Annotated in this window: 18 protein-coding genes and 1 pseudogene; 5 read left to right on the top strand and 14 right to left on the bottom strand. The window is 51.1% G+C overall.

Translation table 11 applies throughout. The features are described from left to right. Nucleotides 1-40: 40 nt before the first annotated feature. Nucleotides 41-797: pseudogene (locus tag QWY83_RS03175) on the top strand (IS5 family transposase). Between the two features lie 31 nt (nucleotides 798-828). Here QWY83_RS03175 and QWY83_RS03170 read toward each other — a convergent pair. Then, nucleotides 829-2,748 carry an acyltransferase family protein gene (locus tag QWY83_RS03170; RefSeq protein ID WP_249947307.1) on the bottom strand — a complete coding sequence of 640 codons (1,920 nt, stop codon included), beginning with the start codon at nucleotides 2,746-2,748 and terminating at the stop codon, nucleotides 829-831. Between the two features lie 177 nt (nucleotides 2,749-2,925). Here QWY83_RS03170 and QWY83_RS03165 point away from each other — a divergent pair, with 177 nt between their 5' ends. Next, nucleotides 2,926-3,840: a glycosyltransferase family 2 protein gene (locus QWY83_RS03165; RefSeq protein ID WP_249947308.1), complete on the top strand. Its 915-nt coding sequence runs from the start codon at nucleotides 2,926-2,928 to the stop codon at nucleotides 3,838-3,840. On the opposite strand, the gene QWY83_RS03160 is transcribed toward QWY83_RS03165, so the two are convergent. From QWY83_RS03160 to QWY83_RS03150, 3 genes are all read right to left on the bottom strand, one after another. Further along, nucleotides 3,832-4,710, bottom strand: coding sequence for a glycosyltransferase family 2 protein (locus QWY83_RS03160; protein ID WP_249947309.1), 879 nt, complete (start codon nucleotides 4,708-4,710; stop codon nucleotides 3,832-3,834). The two genes, QWY83_RS03165 and QWY83_RS03160, sit on opposite strands and share 9 nt — an antisense overlap. Before the next feature lie 147 nt (nucleotides 4,711-4,857). Further along, entirely contained in the window at nucleotides 4,858-5,448 is a 591-nt protein-coding gene (locus QWY83_RS03155) for an O-methyltransferase (protein ID WP_290245388.1), read from the bottom strand. A 260-nt stretch (nucleotides 5,449-5,708) separates the two neighbouring features. After that, nucleotides 5,709-7,073, bottom strand: coding sequence for a capsular polysaccharide export protein, LipB/KpsS family (locus QWY83_RS03150; RefSeq protein ID WP_249947311.1), 1,365 nt, complete (start codon nucleotides 7,071-7,073; stop codon nucleotides 5,709-5,711). Nucleotides 7,074-7,279: 206 nt separating this feature from the next. Here QWY83_RS03150 and QWY83_RS03145 point away from each other — a divergent pair, with 206 nt between their 5' ends. Together QWY83_RS03145 and QWY83_RS03140 are read left to right on the top strand one after the other, a co-directional pair. Beyond that, nucleotides 7,280-8,041, top strand: coding sequence for a glycosyltransferase family protein (locus QWY83_RS03145; protein WP_249947312.1), 762 nt, complete (start codon nucleotides 7,280-7,282; stop codon nucleotides 8,039-8,041). A 95-nt stretch (nucleotides 8,042-8,136) separates the two neighbouring features. Further along, on the top strand, nucleotides 8,137-8,682 hold the full coding sequence (locus QWY83_RS03140; protein WP_290245385.1) for a glycosyltransferase family 29 protein: 546 nt from the start codon (nucleotides 8,137-8,139) through the stop codon (nucleotides 8,680-8,682). A 92-nt stretch (nucleotides 8,683-8,774) separates the two neighbouring features. Here the strand turns inward: QWY83_RS03140 and QWY83_RS03135 are convergent, their stop codons facing one another. The 5 genes from QWY83_RS03135 to QWY83_RS03115 all read right to left on the bottom strand — a co-directional run bounded on the left by QWY83_RS03135 (nucleotide 8,775) and on the right by QWY83_RS03115 (nucleotide 13,077). Then, nucleotides 8,775-9,524 carry an LPS-assembly protein LptD gene (locus tag QWY83_RS03135; protein ID WP_249947206.1) on the bottom strand — a complete coding sequence of 250 codons (750 nt, stop codon included), beginning with the start codon at nucleotides 9,522-9,524 and terminating at the stop codon, nucleotides 8,775-8,777. Between the two features lie 153 nt (nucleotides 9,525-9,677). Continuing rightward, nucleotides 9,678-10,100, bottom strand: coding sequence for a hypothetical protein (locus QWY83_RS03130; RefSeq protein WP_249947207.1), 423 nt, complete (start codon nucleotides 10,098-10,100; stop codon nucleotides 9,678-9,680). A 48-nt stretch (nucleotides 10,101-10,148) separates the two neighbouring features. Beyond that, nucleotides 10,149-11,114 carry an LPS-assembly protein LptD gene (locus QWY83_RS03125; RefSeq protein ID WP_249947208.1) on the bottom strand — a complete coding sequence of 322 codons (966 nt, stop codon included), beginning with the start codon at nucleotides 11,112-11,114 and terminating at the stop codon, nucleotides 10,149-10,151. Between the two features lie 345 nt (nucleotides 11,115-11,459). After that, nucleotides 11,460-12,422: a class 1 fructose-bisphosphatase gene (locus QWY83_RS03120; protein WP_249947209.1), complete on the bottom strand. Its 963-nt coding sequence runs from the start codon at nucleotides 12,420-12,422 to the stop codon at nucleotides 11,460-11,462. A 61-nt stretch (nucleotides 12,423-12,483) separates the two neighbouring features. After that, complete coding sequence (locus tag QWY83_RS03115) at nucleotides 12,484-13,077, bottom strand: hypothetical protein (RefSeq protein WP_249947210.1); 594 nt, start codon at nucleotides 13,075-13,077, stop codon at nucleotides 12,484-12,486. Nucleotides 13,078-13,267: 190 nt separating this feature from the next. Between QWY83_RS03115 and QWY83_RS03110 the strand changes: the two genes are divergently transcribed. After that, nucleotides 13,268-13,807, top strand: a complete 540-nt coding sequence (locus QWY83_RS03110; protein WP_249947211.1) for a helix-turn-helix transcriptional regulator — start codon at nucleotides 13,268-13,270, stop codon at nucleotides 13,805-13,807. Nucleotide 13,808: 1 nt separating this feature from the next. Here QWY83_RS03110 and QWY83_RS03105 read toward each other — a convergent pair whose 3' ends face one another. The 5 genes from QWY83_RS03105 to QWY83_RS03085 form a co-directional block, all read right to left on the bottom strand. Further along, entirely contained in the window at nucleotides 13,809-16,214 is a 2,406-nt protein-coding gene (locus tag QWY83_RS03105; RefSeq protein ID WP_249947212.1) for a PAS domain-containing hybrid sensor histidine kinase/response regulator, read from the bottom strand. 230 nt (nucleotides 16,215-16,444) lie between these two features. Then, complete coding sequence (locus QWY83_RS03100) at nucleotides 16,445-16,609, bottom strand: hypothetical protein (RefSeq protein WP_249947213.1); 165 nt, start codon at nucleotides 16,607-16,609, stop codon at nucleotides 16,445-16,447. Continuing rightward, on the bottom strand, nucleotides 16,606-17,736 hold the full coding sequence (locus tag QWY83_RS03095) for a YeeE/YedE family protein (protein ID WP_249947214.1): 1,131 nt from the start codon (nucleotides 17,734-17,736) through the stop codon (nucleotides 16,606-16,608). The genes QWY83_RS03100 and QWY83_RS03095 overlap by 4 nt, the downstream gene beginning before the upstream one ends. A 1-nt stretch (nucleotide 17,737) precedes the next feature. Further along, a complete protein-coding gene (locus tag QWY83_RS03090; protein ID WP_249947215.1) occupies nucleotides 17,738-18,661 on the bottom strand; it encodes a sulfurtransferase in 924 nt (307 codons plus the stop codon). Between the two features lie 246 nt (nucleotides 18,662-18,907). Then, nucleotides 18,908-19,645 (bottom strand): SapC family protein, encoded by a 738-nt coding sequence (locus QWY83_RS03085; protein WP_249947216.1) that lies wholly within the window; start codon nucleotides 19,643-19,645, stop codon nucleotides 18,908-18,910. Between the last annotated feature and the right edge of the window lie 84 nt (nucleotides 19,646-19,729).

Here is a 19,729-nt window from a genome sequence, read left to right as displayed (position 1 = left end):
TGGGTCTGCGTGATCCAAGGTTCGAAAATTGAGCGGTAACATTTCTTATCTTTTCTGGTTTAACGGAGCGCAGATGTCGCGTCTTAAGCCCTTTTTACCGAAGTCCTATGGCAAGCCACGCGTTGATGATCGACGTGTCCTGAACGGATAATATAAATCAATCGCGATGGGATGCAGTGGCGAGATGCGCCAAAAGAATATGGCCCACAAAAGACATTCTACAATCATTGGAAGCGGTGGAGTGACAAAGGTATCTTATCGCAGATGATGGTGGGCCTGGCGGCTGACCACGGTGAGACAAAGACCGTGATGAACGACGCAACATATCTCAAGGCCCACCGAACAGCGACCAGCATGGCCGTCAAAAAGGGGGGCGTGGCCGCCTAATCGGCCGGACCAAGGGCGGCATGAACACCAAGCTGCACGCTATCTGTGACAGCCAAGGGCGCCCACTTGGCCTCATAGTCACCGCGGGACAAGTCAGCGATTACATCGGCACTCGGGCGCCACTCGGCAGCCAGCCGGAAGTTGATTGGCTTCTCGGCGAGCGAGGATATGACGCTGATTGGTTCAGAGACGCGTTGAAAGACAAAGAGATACGCGCGTGTATCGCTGGACGGAAACAGCGCAAGAAGCCCGTCACCTACAACAAGCGTCGCTACAAACGCGGCAACCGAACCGAGATTATGTTCGGAAGACTCAAGTATTGGAGGCGTGTCGCAGCCCGCTACGACAGGTGCCCAAAGGTCTTAATGTCAGCAATCACTCTTCTAGCCATCGTCATCTACTGGCTTTGAAAACCAATGAGTCCAGCGCCTAGACAATAAGTCATAATTTAAGGTTCGTAAGAGACAAAAGATAACGAGCACCTTCGACCGTCAAATGCCCGTAATCCCAAGCAATCGGGTAAAACGTGCCATCTGACTCCGTAGTCGCAATGCACTCACCAGAAAGACAAAGCAAACTAATTGGATCAATATACTCAATCTTTGCGGCGTGGGCCAAATTACCTAAAGCAGTATTAATTTCAATCTGACGATCCAGATTTGGCGGAGCAAGTCGTAAAACGGAATCCAATTTAAGCCCAAGTCGATGAATGTATGTAGGCAAACCGTCTCCCCATTGAGGAACTCCCCCAATCAAAACAATCTTAGAGTGAGGACTTTCACTCTTTATGATCGAAACCGTTTCAAACAATGACGATTCCAACTCATTAATATTGTTAAAATTCGGATAATCCTTAGATAAGTGAAGAAGCCAATTAGCATGCAAAACAATATAATTAGGTCGCACACTGGAAACCTTCGAAAAGGTTGCCCCGTTTAACAGTTCACAATCCGGATTATTTACAAATGATCTGCCAAGTATTGGAGGACAACCAGCACCCAATGAAAGTGACAGGCGCCCAAGGGAAGATTCAGACCATCCGGACGCTAGAGCTTGAGCATGTGAGTCACCCCAAATCAAAGTCACATCCGAATCTTGATCGGCAAAGCATTTGTCAAGATCTGGGAAATAACCGTTCGAATCCCCAAAACAAAGATCCAACGTATTATTTAAGTCCGAAGGTTGGCGAAGGCTTTTATAGTATACGTCGTAATTAAGAAGACGTAATTCATCGACTGTGTATCTATATTTACTAAAATCTCCAAGGTGCAAACAAAATCCAATAATAGTAAAACAAAATATTCCAACACCAGAAAACTTAAAAACAAACCTCTTATTAGAGAACTCAAAATATCTAAAAGGCTGCTCTACATAACGCCATGTAAAGTACGACACAAACACGAGAAAAATATTCAATAGAACCATGACGGGTAGCGGCACACCCACTACAAAAAAATGCCTTGCAAACGCAAACAGCGGTTGGTGCCACAGATAGATACTATAGCTAATCATACCAATACCTGTAAAAACTCTTAAACTAAGAAATCGAACACACCAACCACCGTTCTGACCAAAGATAATAAATACTGCAGCACCAGCAACTGGAATCAGCGTAACAACTGAGGGCGTAGGAGTAGCTTTTGTGAAGCTAAGCATAGAAATAACAATTAGCGCCAACCCAACGAAAGAAATCCACGAATGCCACGGCCTTGACCTGACTTTAGGGACAATCCCGCAAAGAGATCCAACAAGAATTTCCCAAAACCTTGAAAACGTAAAAAAGAAATTCTGCTCAGGAAGATTTTGCGATCCCCATATTGCCAAGCAGAGGGACAAAAATGCCAAAGACCCCAAAATAAAACCAACATATTTCAAAGAAAATTTTGAAATAAATAGCAAAATTAACGGAAATAATAGATAAAATTGCTCCTCTACGGACAAACTCCAAGTGTGAAGTAAAGGTATCAACTCCGAAGCCGAATCAAAATAACCTGTACTCTCCCAAAAATGAACATTAGAGATAAATAGAGCCGACGCCGCAAGACTTCTCCCGTAATCCACAAATTGTGACGGCGTCAAAAGCCACCATGAAAATGGTAGACTGGCTATAAAAATTACAAAGAGGACTGGCAGGATGCGACGCGCACGCCGAAAATAGAATTCAGACAACGAAAAACGGGAATTTTTGATATCGTTCAGCAAAATTGTAGTTATCAAATATCCAGATATTACAAAAAAAACATCAACACCGACAAAACCACCCTGAACAATCCCAAATCCGGCGTGGGACAGCACAACCCCCGACACAGCGAATGCCCGCAGCCCGTCAATTTCTGATCGATATTTCACAAGTAAGTCCATCCAAAACTTCCAACAAGCAGACAATAAATTTTTCGTGGACGCAATGCAACCAACAAATAGCTAGACACCAAACCGTGGTTTTTTTGGCCACAGCATTGCTAACGATGAAGTTTTCCCTTATTTTAAACAAGAACTTTCGTTACACATTTAGCCATCGAATTTGCAGCGAGATAACGCATGAAAACTTCCGTAGTCCTTATCGCCTATAACCAAGAGGAAACTGTCAAAATGGCAGTGAAATCGCTGCTTGAGCAAACAGGTGGACCTTATGAAATCCTTCTTTCTGACGACTCATCAACTGATAAGACCTATGAGTTTATGCAAGAAGCTGTCTCTGAATTTCCAACAGTTCACACGGTTATTTTTAATAGAAACGATAAAAATTTAGGCATCGCGGAACATATTAACAAAGTTTTTGATATTTCGTCGGGGGATATCGTAATATTTAATGCTGGTGACGATATATCATTGCCCAATCGTTGCGCTCGATTGCTTGAAGAGTTCGAAAGAACGAATGCATGGCTAGTACATTCTCATGCTAAATGCGTAGATAAAAATGGTAACGTCGCCCAACAATCGTATCGCAATGCGCAATTTTTCAAAACTGATGATCTTGCGGCATTATCGACGGCTAAAGCCCTTTTTCTTGGAGCGACAGGATCATATCATCGTAATATTGTAGATAAATACGGCAAATTAAGTAACCCCTCTTTATTCGAAGATCTCATTTTCGGATTTAGAGCAGCTCTCGAACGAAAAATAAGTTTTATTGATGATGAGCTCTTAATATACCTCGCTCATGGAGGTGTTTCATCCAAAACGGATACAAACGGAAATGCAAAGCAAAATCTTGCTTCACACAAGAACCTTACTCGATTTCTGGCGGTATTAGAGCAACGGGAAAATGATGCACAAATCTTTGGCCTGCAAAAAAACCATCCTGTATTTAGAGCGATCAAGAAATCACGTCGAAAAACTTTAATTGAAATTTCAATTCTACACCAAAAACAAGAATGTTTTTGGGGGCTAGTAATAAAATCCCCCATTCACACAATAAAGACTTTTTTGCGCTCTCGAAAAATGTCACGATAGCCAGATTTTCCGCGCAGCTCGAAATGCACTCCGCGTCAATATTGATTTAGCATGCGAAATACGTGCTTTATTGAAATAATATTTTGCACGCTCCTTATCTTTCTTTGCTAACTCCAATGCTGCCCCAAATAATACTTTCGCGCGCGCTGCCGAAATGTCTTCGGTTTGCTCGAATTGACTTAGTATTTGCAATCGCGCTTCAGTCATTCTCTCGGTGTTCTTTATGGTATTTGTTGCGTGCCAACGATAATATGCAACAGGCTCAGCGATTGTAGCCAATAAGTATCCGGCGTTCGATAGCTTGAGAACCATCCCCCTATCTTCTAGTGCAATCTCTTCCCAATATCCACCAACACGCCGCATTGCCTCAGTACGCAGTAACATAGTCGGAGCATAAAGCTGGCAACGTTTAGCCAATACATCGCTGAAATTCCATATTCCTGGCTTTGGAATTAATCGCCTTGTTACTCGGCCTTCACTATCAATTTGATCATAGCCCGCAAATACTCCACCTAATTCGGAATACTTCTCGATATGCTCGACCAGTATTGTAGTTTTGTTGGGACACAATATATCATCCGAAGATAGCATCGAAAAATATTTTCCTCGTGACCAATTCAATGCTTCATTCAAAGTTTTTGCTAATCCTAGATTCTCCCTCGACCTGAACTCAAATCTAACAAATTCAGCATTCAGCTCTGATCGCATTGTTTCAATTAGTGCAGCACTTGAATCAGTTGATCCATCATCGATAATTATCAATTCAATTTGTGGATATGATTGATGGCGTACGCTATTGATTGCCTCCAAGACAAATGCCGAATGGTTGTATGAAGGTATACAAATGGTTACCAGAGGCAATTCAGGCATGGATGCGTGCTCTCACTGTTATTCTTCTGAAGTTTTTGATTAGATATAACACAATCGCTCCACAAAAAGCAAAATTTAGTCGATGTCCCAATACTTTTTTCCTTAAAACACAAATACTACGTCGCTAAAGACAGATGATATTTTAAATTAATTGGAATTCAAAGGTAAGCGCAATTTTCCACTGACGGACGAGACCATCTCTGTAGAATTTAATTTCTTTCTTATTTTAGAGGTATCAATTTCAAAACTTGCCGCAAGTAATGAAAGGTAATAACGAACTGCCTTTAAACCGAACATTTGCTGCATCACATATGCACTTGAGGCCCGTCCATCGATTACTCCACGCAAAATTCCGTCCCGCCTCATTTCCAAAACATAGATCGCATCAGCGCAAAACGCAGTACCAAAATCATCCTCAAAGCTTGGCCCATCCAAAAAGACAAAATCGTAATTATCTACCGGAATATTGCTATGAATGTACCCTCGAAACATCGAAATTTCATACTTTTTACGCGGGCCGTGAACTATAGTAACTATATCATTAAATTTTTCGGGTAGATTTCGAACCGCAATATTGTACCACTCCTCGACACTCTCCATACTTATAATTTTTCCGTCATAAGATGGATCTTCTTTTTTAAGCTTTTTCAGAGCCAGTGCCAACACAACTGTTGATGCACCCGTACCGCATTCCAAAATATTTTTCGGACGATGTTTCAATATATCACGTACAGCCATGTAAAGAGTTATGGGCTGAGTGCCCGTAGTGTTCGAACCCTTTGAGTAAGATATCAATTCACCGCGCATTTCCGGTAGAAGTTTTTCTAACCGATATCTTGCGACCACATTGAATAATTTATTAAATACCTTGCGGTTCATTGCCATACATTCCCAAGTTTCTTTATTTCAACAAAACGAATACTCAACATCACCAGCGAGCAACCCTAAACTCGCCCTAGCCACCGTCTCTGTATTTTTCTTATGATCCAAATCTGGCGTTAGCGGAAAGAAAAGTTGCTCAATGATGCCCTCATGTGTCCGCGATAGAAGAGCGCCAGACGCCGCCTGAAGAGCTTCATGATATTCATGGCCGCAATCTCTTCGAAATCAAGACCTTCCCGGTACTGAACCACGCCAGGAAGAGACCCATACCAAGCAGCGCCAAACACCATAGCCGGCGTTCCGACGCGGATCGCTTCCCAACCGACGGTGCCCGTAACAGACGCCACAAATTGCGCATTGGCGGCCAACGCGTAAGTGCTTGCGTTGGACGGCATAAACTCAACCTGCGGAATTCGCGCGAGACGATGAAAGAACATGGGGCCGCGTGCGTAGGCCCCCTGACGTGGGTTTTCCTTTACGAAGATCTTCCAACCTTTTGGCAGATTGCGCGCTAAGGTCTCAATGAGAAGCGCCTGATCGCGATATTTCCCACCCAAGGCCGAAGTCGACATCTCGGGCTGATTGTGCAGAGGTACGTATATATACTTCCCCGACAGGTCGACACCGCGACCCTCAAAATTGGCAAGATGCTCAAAGTATTCCATTTCATTGGTATGGAAGAACTTCGCGAAAGGATCGCGCCAATCGGGCAGCTTGCCATAGATCGCACTCATTTGCCCCAGTGTCTTGCTGATATATAGTGGATTGGCCAGCTTCAGCGGATCGTGACGCACCAAGTGCTTCACAAAATTCAGGACGGCCTTCTTTGAGAGCTTGCCCGTTTTTCCTTCCTGCTGCCAGCTATCGCTCATGTAAAAGAGGTCAGGAACGCTCCCCTTTTCAATAGCATAAGGCTCACCAGTGTAACCCGAAGGATCAAAACGACCGAGATCATGGACATTCCGCATCGAGAAGAAACGGCCAGGGAATTGGCTCCAACTCAACACCGTCACCTTCACCCCCATGGCGCGAGCGACTTCATAGAAAACCGTGTCGTAAAAAAGATGAGGCACACAGTAAAAGAGCGCGTGAGTTATACCTCGTTCAGCAATGATCGACGCGGCCGCATCACACACAATATGGAAGTAATCCAAATAGTCTTGGACGTGCCTAATGTTGTGAGACTTAAAATTGTAGTCAGGCGAAGTGCGATACAGCTGCTCGACTGCCGTCTCAAGGATCTGGCCGTAATCCTCAGACGCAATGAGAGAAAAATTATCACCCGTTTGCGGACGCCCAGCGACGACTGGGCCGAGCTTGCCTTCCTTCAAATTTAGCCATTGGAGTGAGGGACCATGGATATCGGCATCATCGTATCCGATGTGGCAGGCCAACTTTATCTCACCCGCCCCTAAATCGAGCATGCGATCCATAAACTTACGACGGAAATCGCCGCGCGCGTCACACATAAGCTGGATCATAGTTTGTTAAGCTCGATAAATTTTACTCTCGTATCAATATACGAATTACTTCACCCTATAAACCCACAAAAATTCTAGTGAGAAATCTTAATGTCATGCAGCATTCGCTGCCCCTTGGAACAAGTTTAGTGCATGCAACTGGGCTGATACAATGGACAACTCCGGTAGCAAGTCATACCCTGTAGGTGAATTATCTGGAGGTTCCATTGGATCGCGTCATTATTTGCATGAAATGGGGCAAACTGTATGGCCCCGACTACGTCAACGTCCTCTATTCGGCTTGTCGGAACAACATCTCAGGTGACTTCCGTTTTATATGCCTGACAGACGACGCAAACGGGCTGGACGCAGCCATTGAATCTTTCCCCATTCCAGACCTCGGCATTCGTGAATTTGACTGGATCAAAGGGGGCTGGCCAAAAATTTCAGTCTTCAAACCCGACCTTTACGGCCTCACCGGGCGATGCCTCTTCATTGACCTAGACACAGTCATCTGCGGCCCGCTTGACGAGTTCTTTGAAAACGGCGGAGCCTTTGTCGGCATCGACACAGGGCCAACCTGGGGACGACCTACTTCGGACCAAAAGCCCCTGCTTGGCACGGGCATCTTTGCATTCACCCTTGGCGCATATTCCGAAATTTACGATGAATTTATTAAGGACCCGCAGGCCGTGGTCACAAAGTACCGCATCGAACAGATCTATGTACAAGATCGTATCGAGAATATCACCTACTGGCCACGTTCGTGGGTGGAAAGCTTCAAGTATCATTACCGGAAACCCGCGCTTGTCGGCCTCGTCCTACCGCCAAGAACACCAAGTCCCAAAAGCCGCGTAATCGCGTTCCACGGTGAACCTCGTCCGATCGATCTGGTCAAAGGTGGCCTGTGGGGTATATTCCCGAACGTTGGTCTTGGACGCGTTAGATGGGCAGTCGACTACTGGAAGCGCCACGGCGGCTCGGTATAATGAACCTATCTAAGCTGAAATCTTGGCCACGGCGCTACCTCTACCAGGCGCCACGTGGCTGGCTCCTGAAACTGACCCGAAACTCAGACCGTAAGATGGCGGAGTTACTGTCGGGCAAGTCGATCGCAATCGTTGGTAACGCGAAATCGGTTCTTGAGACGAACTATGGCGAACAGATAGAGACGCACGACGTCATCATACGCCTCAACAAGGGTTATGTGACGCAACCAAACGCCCAAGGCACGCGCACCGATATGGTTGGCCTTACACCAGAATTGTCCGAAGACGAGACGATCGCGCACTTTGAGCCATCATATTTCCTGATGCTTATCCCGAAGATGCGGCACTACAAGCTCTTTGGCAAAGATGCTATTAAGAACACTCTCTTCTATAAGTTCCGGTATTGGCTCGCAGACCGAAACTTGATCGGGAGAAGGCCCTCGTCAGGCTTTATGGCAATTAGTTGGATAGTGAGGCTTGGCATCGCAAAATCGATCACACTTTACGGGTTCGATTTTGGCGCGACACCGACCTACTACAATCCTGAGGGCTACAAGACGCCGCATAACTACGACAGAGAGCGGGAAATTGTACTCGAGTGGGAGCGCCTGGGGCGGATCCGAATTGTGCGGTCAGCTTAATTTAGGTCTTCACATTTAGGCGCTACAGCATGCCCGACACGGGAGCTCTTTTTATATTCTGAGGTCTAAATTTAACTTTAATGCTAGCCTTACTAGCCACACGTCCGAGCCCTCTCAGCCCCGAAACTACCGAGGCGCAATTCAATAGAGAGCTCTGTCGTACCGTCGAGCCCAGTGGCAGCATTCTTAACACGCGTGACACCCGCAAGGAACTCCACACACTCGTTGCTGTATTCAAGCCCGAGACCGAACCGGCTGGTTGTATCGAAGTCGTCTGAGTGAATGGCGTAAAGATCGCCACCCCAGTCCATTCGCCGGCGGATTTCTGCATCGACTTGGTCGTAGCGCTCGAGATCTCGGTCGTAGCGGCCACTGATTGATGCACGCCACACCTCACCGTCATCATAATTCAATGCACCAGTGGCAAAAGAATCATCGGTTTCAAACCCATTAAACGTTGTGCCAATTGCCCCACTCAAATGCGAGGTCAGTGGCGCAGAAATATCGAGTGACCAGCGCTCTAGGGCTTGTGCATTGGCGAAGGCCGGGTCCAAGTCCTGCCTGACATATGCCCCCGACACCATGAGGCGATCAATCGGCACCGAAAATGAGGCCGCGTCGTATATACGATCGGCACTTTGGTTAAACTTGGAGGTAAGCGAATAAGTCAGTCCACTCCCCTCCCGGCCGAGGTCGAGTGTATAGATGCGGCTGTCATCGAGGTTTAAATCGCTCGACGACACGACGAAGTCCTGATTGATGCCACCGCCAAAATAAAACCCGCCAATGGCACGGTACTGAAGGGTGACATCCACCTCAACTGTTGTGACGTCGTATGCCACATTTTGGTCTCTATTGAGACGCCTGAAGCGATTTAGGTCCGAGTAGTCATACGGATCGAGGAGATCAATCGTGGACCCATCGACTGTTGGGAGGTTCAAACCACCAGACTTAAATGTCATAAATTGCAGGCTAGGTATCAAAGTGGAAGCACCTCAGTCAGATCCTGCGAATGCTATTGGCCGCTCTAATTTTGTGGCGGCCAGGTAGGACGCACCAATCTGTGAATCTTCCCAAGATACATCATCAAAGACACGGTAATTATCGAGGAATACGCCCAGATCGGAATGGAGTTTCAGCTGATCGCCTACCTCTCGGCTATCCCGCCACGATAAATTCACTGATCCACGAGCAATATCAACCTGACGCGCATTTGCGGACCCAAAGTCATTTGCGTCGACTTGACCAACAACATTTAATCGCACCGTCCCAGGTAATTCACCAAAATTTAACTCTCGCATCCACTGCGAGTTAACAACTCGGTTTGGACCGTCATAGAGGTACGAGGGATCACGGAGCGGCGTGAAACCAACGTAACTAAATTCAAGGATTTCGCCTTCAAGGTGGCGGGTAATCATCAAGTTATCGTTTAGACGATCGTCCTCAAAAACAATTTCATCTCCTCGTCATGTTTTCCGATCGCGATCAAAAAAATCATACGTCCCGATATATGTCGGGTCGCTCGCGCTCTGTGATTGGAACCTTAAATCAACCCCGTTCTCGAACAGGAAATGGCCATTTGAGAAGAGGAACGCCCTCAAACTGGCATCGCTCAAGTCGTCTGAGCTCACGGCACCATTGAGCTCAACGTATCCATTTCCGTAAAATCGTCGGTATCGACCCTCAACAGTTTGAGACGCGTTACCCCCAATGGCAATATTGGGTGCGACCGTTAGGTCGGCGTAATCCCCAAGTGTTTTGAAATACGGCACCCCAATTCTAGTACCAAGGCGAGAGTTTACCGACAAAGTGGGCGGAAGAAAGCCATCTGCCCGCGTCACCGAGGGGTCGGGCAATCGAAGCCAGGGCGTGTACGCAACGGGAATATCCCGAATTCTGAGCTGCGCGTGTCGATATGTGACTGTCTTTGCTGCCTCATCGTGCACCGCAGCCTCAGCTCTAACTTCCCAGATAGGGATATCAGAGCCGGAGCATATTCGACAGGAAGACGCTCGAACCCGGCTAAATTCTGTCAAATTTCCGCCACTTCGCGTGACCTGCTGGGCGGCGACTTGCAGGTTATCCTCGATGACCTGGCGCACCGCGTAAATCACGCCCTCCGCTAGATCGGGAGAGAGTTCAGCAAATTCACCGTAAGTGACGGAGGTCCCGCTCGCATCGGACAATACAAACGGGCCCTCAATGCTGAACCGATCGCCGCCCTGATCATAGGTCACACTCGGCGCCGTGAGTTTTGCACCATCAAAATAAACTTCAACATTTCCGGTCGCGGTAAAAATTTGACGCTCAGGATCTACGGTCAGACTATCGGAAATTAGGAGCGGAGCCGACTGTGGTGAAGCCGCCTGAGATAATAATGATAGGCAAATGGCTAAGGACAAAGTCCTGAGGGCAGATGTCACCGACGCCATTTTTCAACTCCGCTCCCCAGACTACATTAATTTTCACTCTACAGGTAGTTACGCACTGGTACCAGTGCGCCTAGCTGCCAAATGAGAACGCCCGCAAGTCCTCGCATAAATATTCTCAAAATGTAGCCAAGAATGAAGCCCGCTTTGAAGACCCTACAATTCAGAACCGTTTTTACGGCCTCCGAAAACTCGCCACCACCAAACAAGGCCGCGCTCTAAATGCCCGATAACACCCACCCCCGGCCACCCAACGCATCGCGTGACCCAGCGCAAAGCGATCAATCAATGGAGCCAAAATCAAAGCCTAACTATGAGAATGACGCAGCCAGCGCGACAGCGCCCAGGTTATGTCGGACCAACTTGCGTTAACCGCTTAACCTCAGACTTCGCCCCGAGGATCAGCCCCACACGCTGGTGGTGATCCTCGGGCTGCAGGTCGAGGATATCGCTCACGCCGTTCGTCGCTGCAGCGCCCGCCTGTTCCATGATCATCGCCATCGGGTTCGCCTCATACATCAGACGCAACCGACCGCCCTTATCCCGCAGCTTTGCATCGACGGGATACATGAACACGCCGCCCCGCATCAGGATGCGATGAACCTCAGCCACGAGGGAGGCAATCCAGCGCATGTTGAAATCCTTGCAGCGCGGACCGTCTTTGCCAGCGAGGCAGGCCTCAACATACTCCCGCACAGGCGCATCCCAGAACCGCATCCGCGACATGTTCACCGCGAACTCAGCCGTTTCTTCGGCCACGCGAATATCGCCGTGGGTCAAACGGAAATCACCCGTCCCGTGCCGCGCAGAGAACCCGTGGACCCCCTGCCCCATCGTCAGTACCAGCATCGTCGACGGGCCATAAATCGCATAGCCCGCCACGATCTGATCCCGCCCCTTACGCAAAACCGTCCGATCGCCGTCCGCCTGCACCTGCATGACCGAAAAGATCGACCCGACGGTCATGTTTACGTCCAAATTGGACGACCCATCCAGCGGATCAAAGTAGAGGATGTAATCCCCCGCCTTCGGCTCCTTGAGCCACTGAACCTCATCCATCTCCTCGGAGACCAGCGCGGCCACATGGCCACCGTTAAACGTCTCAAGGAAGATATCGTTTGCCACGATATCGAGCGGCTTTTGCGCCTCGCCCTGAACGTTCGTCTCATCCGTCTGCCCAAGGTTTCCCTCAAACGCCATGTCGCGCACATGGCTGGCAATACGGGCACAGCTCGCCGCGATATCTTCGATCAGGAAAACGAGCGACGGATCAGTGTCCGAGGCCGTTAGGAAATGACGCAAGCTCTGCATGGCGGGACCTTTCAAATGCAGGGCAGATGTACCGCCCTGCAGCTTTGGTCACAAGCGACGATCAGTCGTCGTCGTGGTCCGAACCGTGATCATCGTCATGATCGGAACCATGATCATCATCGTTGCCGTTGTCATCATAACCACCAGAGTGATCATCCGACCCGCCTACATGATCGTTGTCATCGTTCGAACCGTGATCATCTACTTCGACGTAAACCGTCTCACCGGATGCTGTGGTTACGGTCGTATATACATCGTCGCTACCAGCTTTTGGCGCGCTGCGAAGCTCACCAGCTTCGACCAAAATCACTTCGCCAGTTGCAGTCGTAACTTCAACCAGCACGTCGTCGGACCCAGCAACTTCGCCAAGGTGCTTCTGTTCGATCTCTTGGATCGTGCCCGCAACAACTGCTGCATCATTGGTCTCAACGCGCTGGCTCACAACTTCGCCGGTCGAGTTATCGAGGACGACAGTCGTTTCCAGACCAGTCGGCGAATAGGCCTCAACCGAAGAATTCAGAACGCCGCGGCGAACCGAAAAGTGTGTGTAGCCCTGCGCAAACAGGCTGTCAATCTGCGCTTGAACAAAGTCCTGAGCAGAAGCAGCAGAAACCGAAAGTGCGAGCGCGATGGCGGCAAACGAAAGTGTTTTCATGTCTAGTCTCCAAGTGTTCGACGCAACGTTGTCTACTGCGCCTTCGATGGGACCGTTATGACCGCCGCATCCCCACCCCCAAATATGCCAAAGGTGTATTTTAAGCCGTTTTTGGCCTCTATACCGATGGTTTATGGCAATTTTAGCAGGATTAGCCCTAAGTCTAGACCTCATAAAAAAGGGCAATCCAATGTATTCCACCACCAAATTCGAAAATGCGACCTTCGCGACCATCATTTTTTGGGGCATGGGGATTTCAGGACTTTTCTTCGCTCAGGATGTCATCGTTGACCTGCGCGAGCACATCAGCGAAGGGCGCGGTTACCAATTCGGTGACCTCTCACACCTCATTTTCGAGATTCTCGCCGTCACCGTACTTGGATTCGGCATGGTGCTTTTGTCGGTCTACATCACCGAGCTAAAGACAAAGAACGCCCGCCAACGCGAAACACTCCATTCCCTTCGCCACGATTTCGACAGCCACGTTCACGCGCAATTCAACGAATGGTCCCTCACCCCGTCCGAGTCTGACATCGCGCTTTTGCTTATGCGCGGGCTGGCATCCAAAGACATCGCTGAACTGCGCAATTGCACCGTCGGCACGGTCAAGGTTCACTCGCACAACGTCTTTCGCAAGGCAGGCGTAACGTCTCGCGTAGAACTCATGTCGCTGTTCTTGGATGAATTCATGGATGTTGGCATGCAATCCGCCCCGCAACAGCCATCGTAAGTCACCCCGCCAAGAACTCCATCAAGGCTTCGCTATCCAGCGGCTTTGACATCACCAAATCCGCGCCCGCGTCAGTGAAACGATCCATGTCGTTGCCAACGGCCGCCGCCGTCAGGCCAATCATCACGTAATCATGATCCAACTCTTTCAGAGCACGGATCAACTGATCGCCCTCCATCTTGGGCATGAATAGGTCCGTTATCAGAAGGTCGGGCGGGTTTGCTTGGGCCATGACCAGCGCATCCTCACCATTCCGCGCCAAAGTCACATTCGCGAAAATCTTGTTCAGCCGCGTCTTTGTCACCTCGGCCACCAGCGGGTTATCCTCGACCAACAGCACATGCAGAACGGACAGGTCGACCGCGTCGCGCACGGTCGGCTCAACTGGCTCTACATCGGTCGCGATGTCCTCTGGTAGTCTGATCTGATAACATGCGCCCCGCGCCCGTTCGATATATGTGATCGACCCGCCCAGCAGCTCCACCGCTGTCTTCGCGATATAGAGGCCCAGCCCGCTGCCATCCGCCTGATTGCGTGGATCTTTGCCGCCCCTCTCGAATGGTTCAAACAGTCGATCGACCTCATCGGGCGGAATCCCGATCCCATCGTCGCGCACAGTCCAAACGGACCACATTTGCCCATTTTCCTCAGGCTGCGCTTCAAAGATAATCTCGACCGTCCGGCCCCGCGAATGCAGCAAGGCATTGCGCACAAGGTTCCCAACCAACTGCTTTGTCCGCAACTGATCCCCTATCCGCCGAACATCCGCCCCCGCGCCGAGCTTGAGCTTGATGTTCATGTGGTTCTTCTTGGCCTGCGCTTGATAGGTATTGCGCACCGTCTCGGCCAATTCCGCAGGCACATAGGGCGATTTAACCACAGCGAGGTTTTCTTCGGGGTTCACCGCTTGCCGCATGTCGCTCAGCACACCCAACAACTGGTTCGACGCCTCGGCGAGTTTTGGCTTCATCGCCGCGGTCTGCAACGGCTCCAAATCCTCGATCAACATCGCCATCACCGACGCAGGCGTGCGTATTTCATGCGAAATGATCGAGAACATCCGCCGCTGCTTTTCATCCCGCGCCTCAAGATAGGTCAACGCATGACGCAACGCGGACTCTGTCGCTTGTTCGTCGGTAATATCCAGCACCAGCCCGTAGGCCAGTTTTGCCCCGCTCTCGGCATATTGCGCCCAGACAAAGATGCGGATCATGCATTCGTCACCAGGTCCGCGAATGACCCGCAAAACATGCTTATACGTTTGCCCCGGCTCAACGATCCCCATCTCAGCCATCCGCTGACGGGACTCGGGCGCGAACCGAGCATAGATGTCCCGCACCGGCGTATATACAGTATCGACACCCAATACCCGCATGCTCGTCGGGTCAAGCTGCACCATGCCGAGGTTCTGATTGACCTGAAAAATCCCAACGCCCGCGAAATCGCGCGCTGCGTCGAGCCGTTCGTTACTGTCCCGCGCCAATTGCAACCGACGTTCCATATAGCCGCGAAGCGCCAGAATGTAGGTCCCCAAATTCAACAGGACCGTGCCGTAGTAATCCATCGCATTTTCATGCGCGGTCTCGGGTACCAGATCGGTTAGGAATGTGCCCGTCAGCACAGCATAGCATCCAACCCCAGCGACAAGGCTCAGCGGAGCGATAGCCTGCGGCATAACCAAAGCCATGACCATAATCACAAGGCCAGCTTCCATCTGGTTGCTTTGCCCAAAGCCAGACGCGTGAATAACCCCAAGCGTCGAGAACACAAAAATTGAAGGCAGCAGGTAGAGCAGCTCTAGCTTCTGCGGGCGATGTAGAAACAGCAGCAAAAATACCAAAATTACCGCGCACCCGCGCAGCACACGTTTCAGCGCGAGGTCAAAGTAGTGTTCGTCGTAACCAACCAAACCCTGAAGATCCGCAGGCAGCGACTTCATCACGTTCACGAAAATCGCGATCATGATCAGGTTCACGATGAAGAACACGACCTGCGCCAAAAGCGCGAGAAGAAGATCCGCCGTGTAAGGTAAGAGCCTGCTTCGGAATAACCCGATCGTCTCTCTCGCGACCACGCCGACGATCAACGCCGCAATCAGGTTCACCACAAAGAACGCGATGACCACTTGCGGCGCACGCACCAGCAATTCGTGCCAAACCGACATATCGACAAAGGGTAGGAGGAACGGCGCGCAAAGGGCGAATAGAAACACCAGCGCAGGCACCCAGATCAGTCTGGTTGGATAGATCAGAACACCAAGGGCGAGCACATAGAACGAGATCGACGGGGAGTATTGAACCGCAAAGGCATTATGACCGAAAATCGCGGCCCCATAGGACATCGGGTATGTCCACAGCAGAACAACAGGCAAGAAATACAGCAAAAACCCAAGGGGTTTTCTGCGCACAAACCGACGCATACGGTATAGCCGTGATACCGCAAATCCATCGTGCAACGGCTCCGACACCAACGGCCCGCCACCGACATTGATGCGCAAGTTGTTAAGTATTCCGAACACCCCGTAGATTTACGCCCCAGCTTAGGAACCGAGCCTATGCCGACGGGCGCAGAAATCAACCCGATCCCGCGCCCGCCCGACAAACAAACCACGAATGTTCAAGGTGATAGGCCGTCGGCCTAGTTCGGTAGCGCCCCACAGAACCCACCAGCCGTTGATAACCCCGACCCAATAGCGAGGATTGGCGGTGCCGCATAAGGATTCGGCGGGCTGGCCTTTAGGTCCCAGCCAATCAAACCAGCGACGGCCAGAACGGCGATACCTGCTGTAAAACGTCTGGTCATGACCGTGCCTCCAATCCCAGAATGGGACGCAGTTTGATCCCATAAATCGACCCGACAAAGGCGGCGCCGAACCAGACCCAACCGTGCAGGCTCCCCGTGGAAATCCCTGAAAAGAACGCACCTACATTGCAACCAAAGGCCAAACGCGACGAATACCCTAGCAGGAACCCCGCCACGATTGTCCCGACCCACGCCCGCGCGGGCAAGGATGGCAGTTTCGCCGATAGACCCCCTACCCTCCAGCTCGCGACAAAGAACGCGCCGAGGATGATGCCGATATCCGTCAACGACGTGTAGTCGGTCAGCACAGAACTGGTGACACGTTCTGCCGTCGCCGGTGCTGCCCAAAACGCAGAGCCCGACAGGTCCACGCCCGCCGCTACTGCACCCTTCGCCACCCAAAGGCCGAGCCCGTAAACCACGCCCCACGGCTGGCCAGAGATCAACAGGTTCGCCAGCGCCAGTGCCGCGATCACGACCGCCGCAATCACCAATCGACGCGGCAATACCCGTTTCTGGGGCGTTGCGAATTTCCACGCCACCATCGCGACCGAAAACAGCAGTCCAAGCGTGATGAGAACACCGCTCCACCCTTCAAAGTTCATGATCGGCAGCGCCCCCAAGCCCGTCCACCAGAACAGGTGATATGCGCCCGCGAAACTCCCGATGGCAAAGAATGGCAGCGCGACCAACGACACGGGGTTCCCAGACCCCGCGTTAACCAATGTGCCCGACCCGCAGCCCAAAACGACCTGCATCGCGACACCGAACACAAAGGCCCCGGCGATCATCGCAAAACCAATCGGGGCTTGCGCGCCGTTCAATTCGCCACCATGGTTCGCAATCAACGGCAGGGCAAAGACGGTGACGATCCCAATCGCCAACAACTGCGCCCACAATCCCGACGGCTCGCGCCGCAGGATCATCGCCCGCCACGGTCCCGCAAATCCGAACCGCAACCCTTCGAGGGCGAGGCCAAAGCCCAGCCCCACCGCCAGCAGCAGCCCATATCGAGCCCCCGCCAGCGCAGCCACGGCCAAAACGACGAACACGGCAGCCACAATCAGGCCACCGCGCTTTAGGATCGGACGGGGGGCCAAAGCCCCCGCAATCACGTGTTCAGACATTTTAGAAACCAATCTGGTTCAGCAAGTTACGGAACAGGCCCGGAGTGTTTTCCATCGGAAGACCCGCGTTGGAATATTCAACCATCGACCCTGCGTAGAGTTTCACGTTGTCTAGCTCAGCCAGCTCCGAGAGTGCAAACCAGTTCGTTGCCGCCCAGTGACCCGTGTTGCAGAAGGACACGATGTCTTTGCCCTCTTCGACGCCCAAAGCCACCTTCAACTCATCCACATTCGACGCCCCACGGATCGCCGCAGCGCCGTCATCAAAGAACGAAGTGTAGACGTAGTTAACGGCACCCGGCAGCGTGCCCGGACGGTCAGCCGCGTCATGGCCCTTGCGACCCAGATAGAAATCTTCAGGACGCGCATCGACGAGGATCGCTTGCGCCGCACCTGTGGTCACAGCCTCAACATCCGAGGTTTCCGCCAGCCACTCGTGGCTAAAGGACAGATTCAATTCCGACGGGATCGACGACTCGACTGTCGCGTTGATCGGCAAACCCGCCGCCGCCCAAGCCGCCTGACCACCGTTCAGGATCGACAGATCGGTAAAGCCTGTAGATTTCAGCGTCCAATAAACCCGCGCCGCAGCACCAAAATCAGTGTCTGTTTTGCCTTCAGTGATGATCACGATCGGCAGATCATACTCCAGACCCAACTGTTCGAGGTTCCCCTCAAGCGCGGTCAGATCAACCAGCGCACCTGGGTTTTCCGCAGGACCACGGAACATCCGATACGGCGCCCAAAGCGCGCCATCAACGTGCGCCTCGGCATAACCATCATTGCGAATATCAACGAGGATCGGTTGCACGTCATCAATCGACGCCGCCAATTCAGCAGGCGTCACCAGAGGCCCATACGTGTTCGCTTCAACAGCAGAGGCAAAGCCAAGAGCGGCTACAAAAGCAGGAGCAAGGAATTTCATTTCGACACCTTAAAGTCTTGTTCGAAACCGCAGGTAGTTGGAATTATTTTCTCTTTCAAGTGCCACAGCCCACCAAATTTCAGAACAAAATTCTCACATAACGCAGGCGAAAATGCTAAAATCCAAAACCCATCCCAAAAACAGAAAAAGCCGCCTAGCAGCACCAGACGACTCAAAACTCTGATCTTAATTTACGCGGCCCAAAGAAAAATGGCGGGCCTAAACCCGCCATTTAACTTTTAGCACTTATCCGCGGATTGCTGCCCACCGTTGCTGCGAAACGAGGTGCATATAGACCACGGGCAGCGCGCCAGTCTTGCGCAGGGCGAGGAAATCACCGTCGGACAGCGCCGACAGTTTCGACTCGTTCACAACGCGGAAACCACCGATGCGGGACTTGGTTCCGTTGGCGAGGGTCACTTCGACCTGACGCTCTTCGAGGAGGTCCAGCGTCTCCAACTGGCGGATGATGGTCGCGGTCCGCTCCATGTCCATGATGAAGGATTTGCTGAGCTCCAACATCCGCTCGGTCGCCTTGGACGGCTGATCGCCATCAAACAGCGGATCGCCGATTTTCGCATGGATCATCTCGGACTCGGGATCGATCGCCATGTTGTAGGTCGTGCCGTCTGGCGACTTCACCAGCATAAAGGGATAGCGACGGACGTAGGCGGGAACATACGCGCCTTTCTTCCACGCACCGTCTTTCGACACGAACATGTTCTCGCCCGTCTTACGACCTGTCACCGCAAAGGCGGTCGGCTCTGCGCCCTTGCCGCTGAAGACGATCGGGTAGTCGTGGCTGGCCGAGGCAAATTCAGATCCTGCCAGAACGATGGAGTTTGCCTTCGCCGCAAAGCTCATCGATTTCGCAGGGCGCAAACGCAGGTCGCCGTGGGCCGCTTTGTTCAGCAGCGCGAGCGATTTGTAGAACATGGGCAGCTGCGGTGCTGCGGTCTCTGCTTTGGGGGTGTCAGTCGCCATAATCGTCCTCAGTTCAAAATACGTTACAGGCCCCAGTGGCCCGCGTTGCGCATAGTTTTAACTGAAACGACAGAAGCCTAAAGC

Origin of the sequence: Marivivens donghaensis, from assembly GCF_030410045.1 — a bacterium.
GTDB classification, from domain to species: Bacteria; Pseudomonadota; Alphaproteobacteria; order Rhodobacterales; family Rhodobacteraceae; genus Marivivens; species Marivivens donghaensis.
The sequence above is the reverse complement of the archived record's forward strand: the minus strand, read 5'-3'. Positions and strand labels throughout refer to the sequence as shown.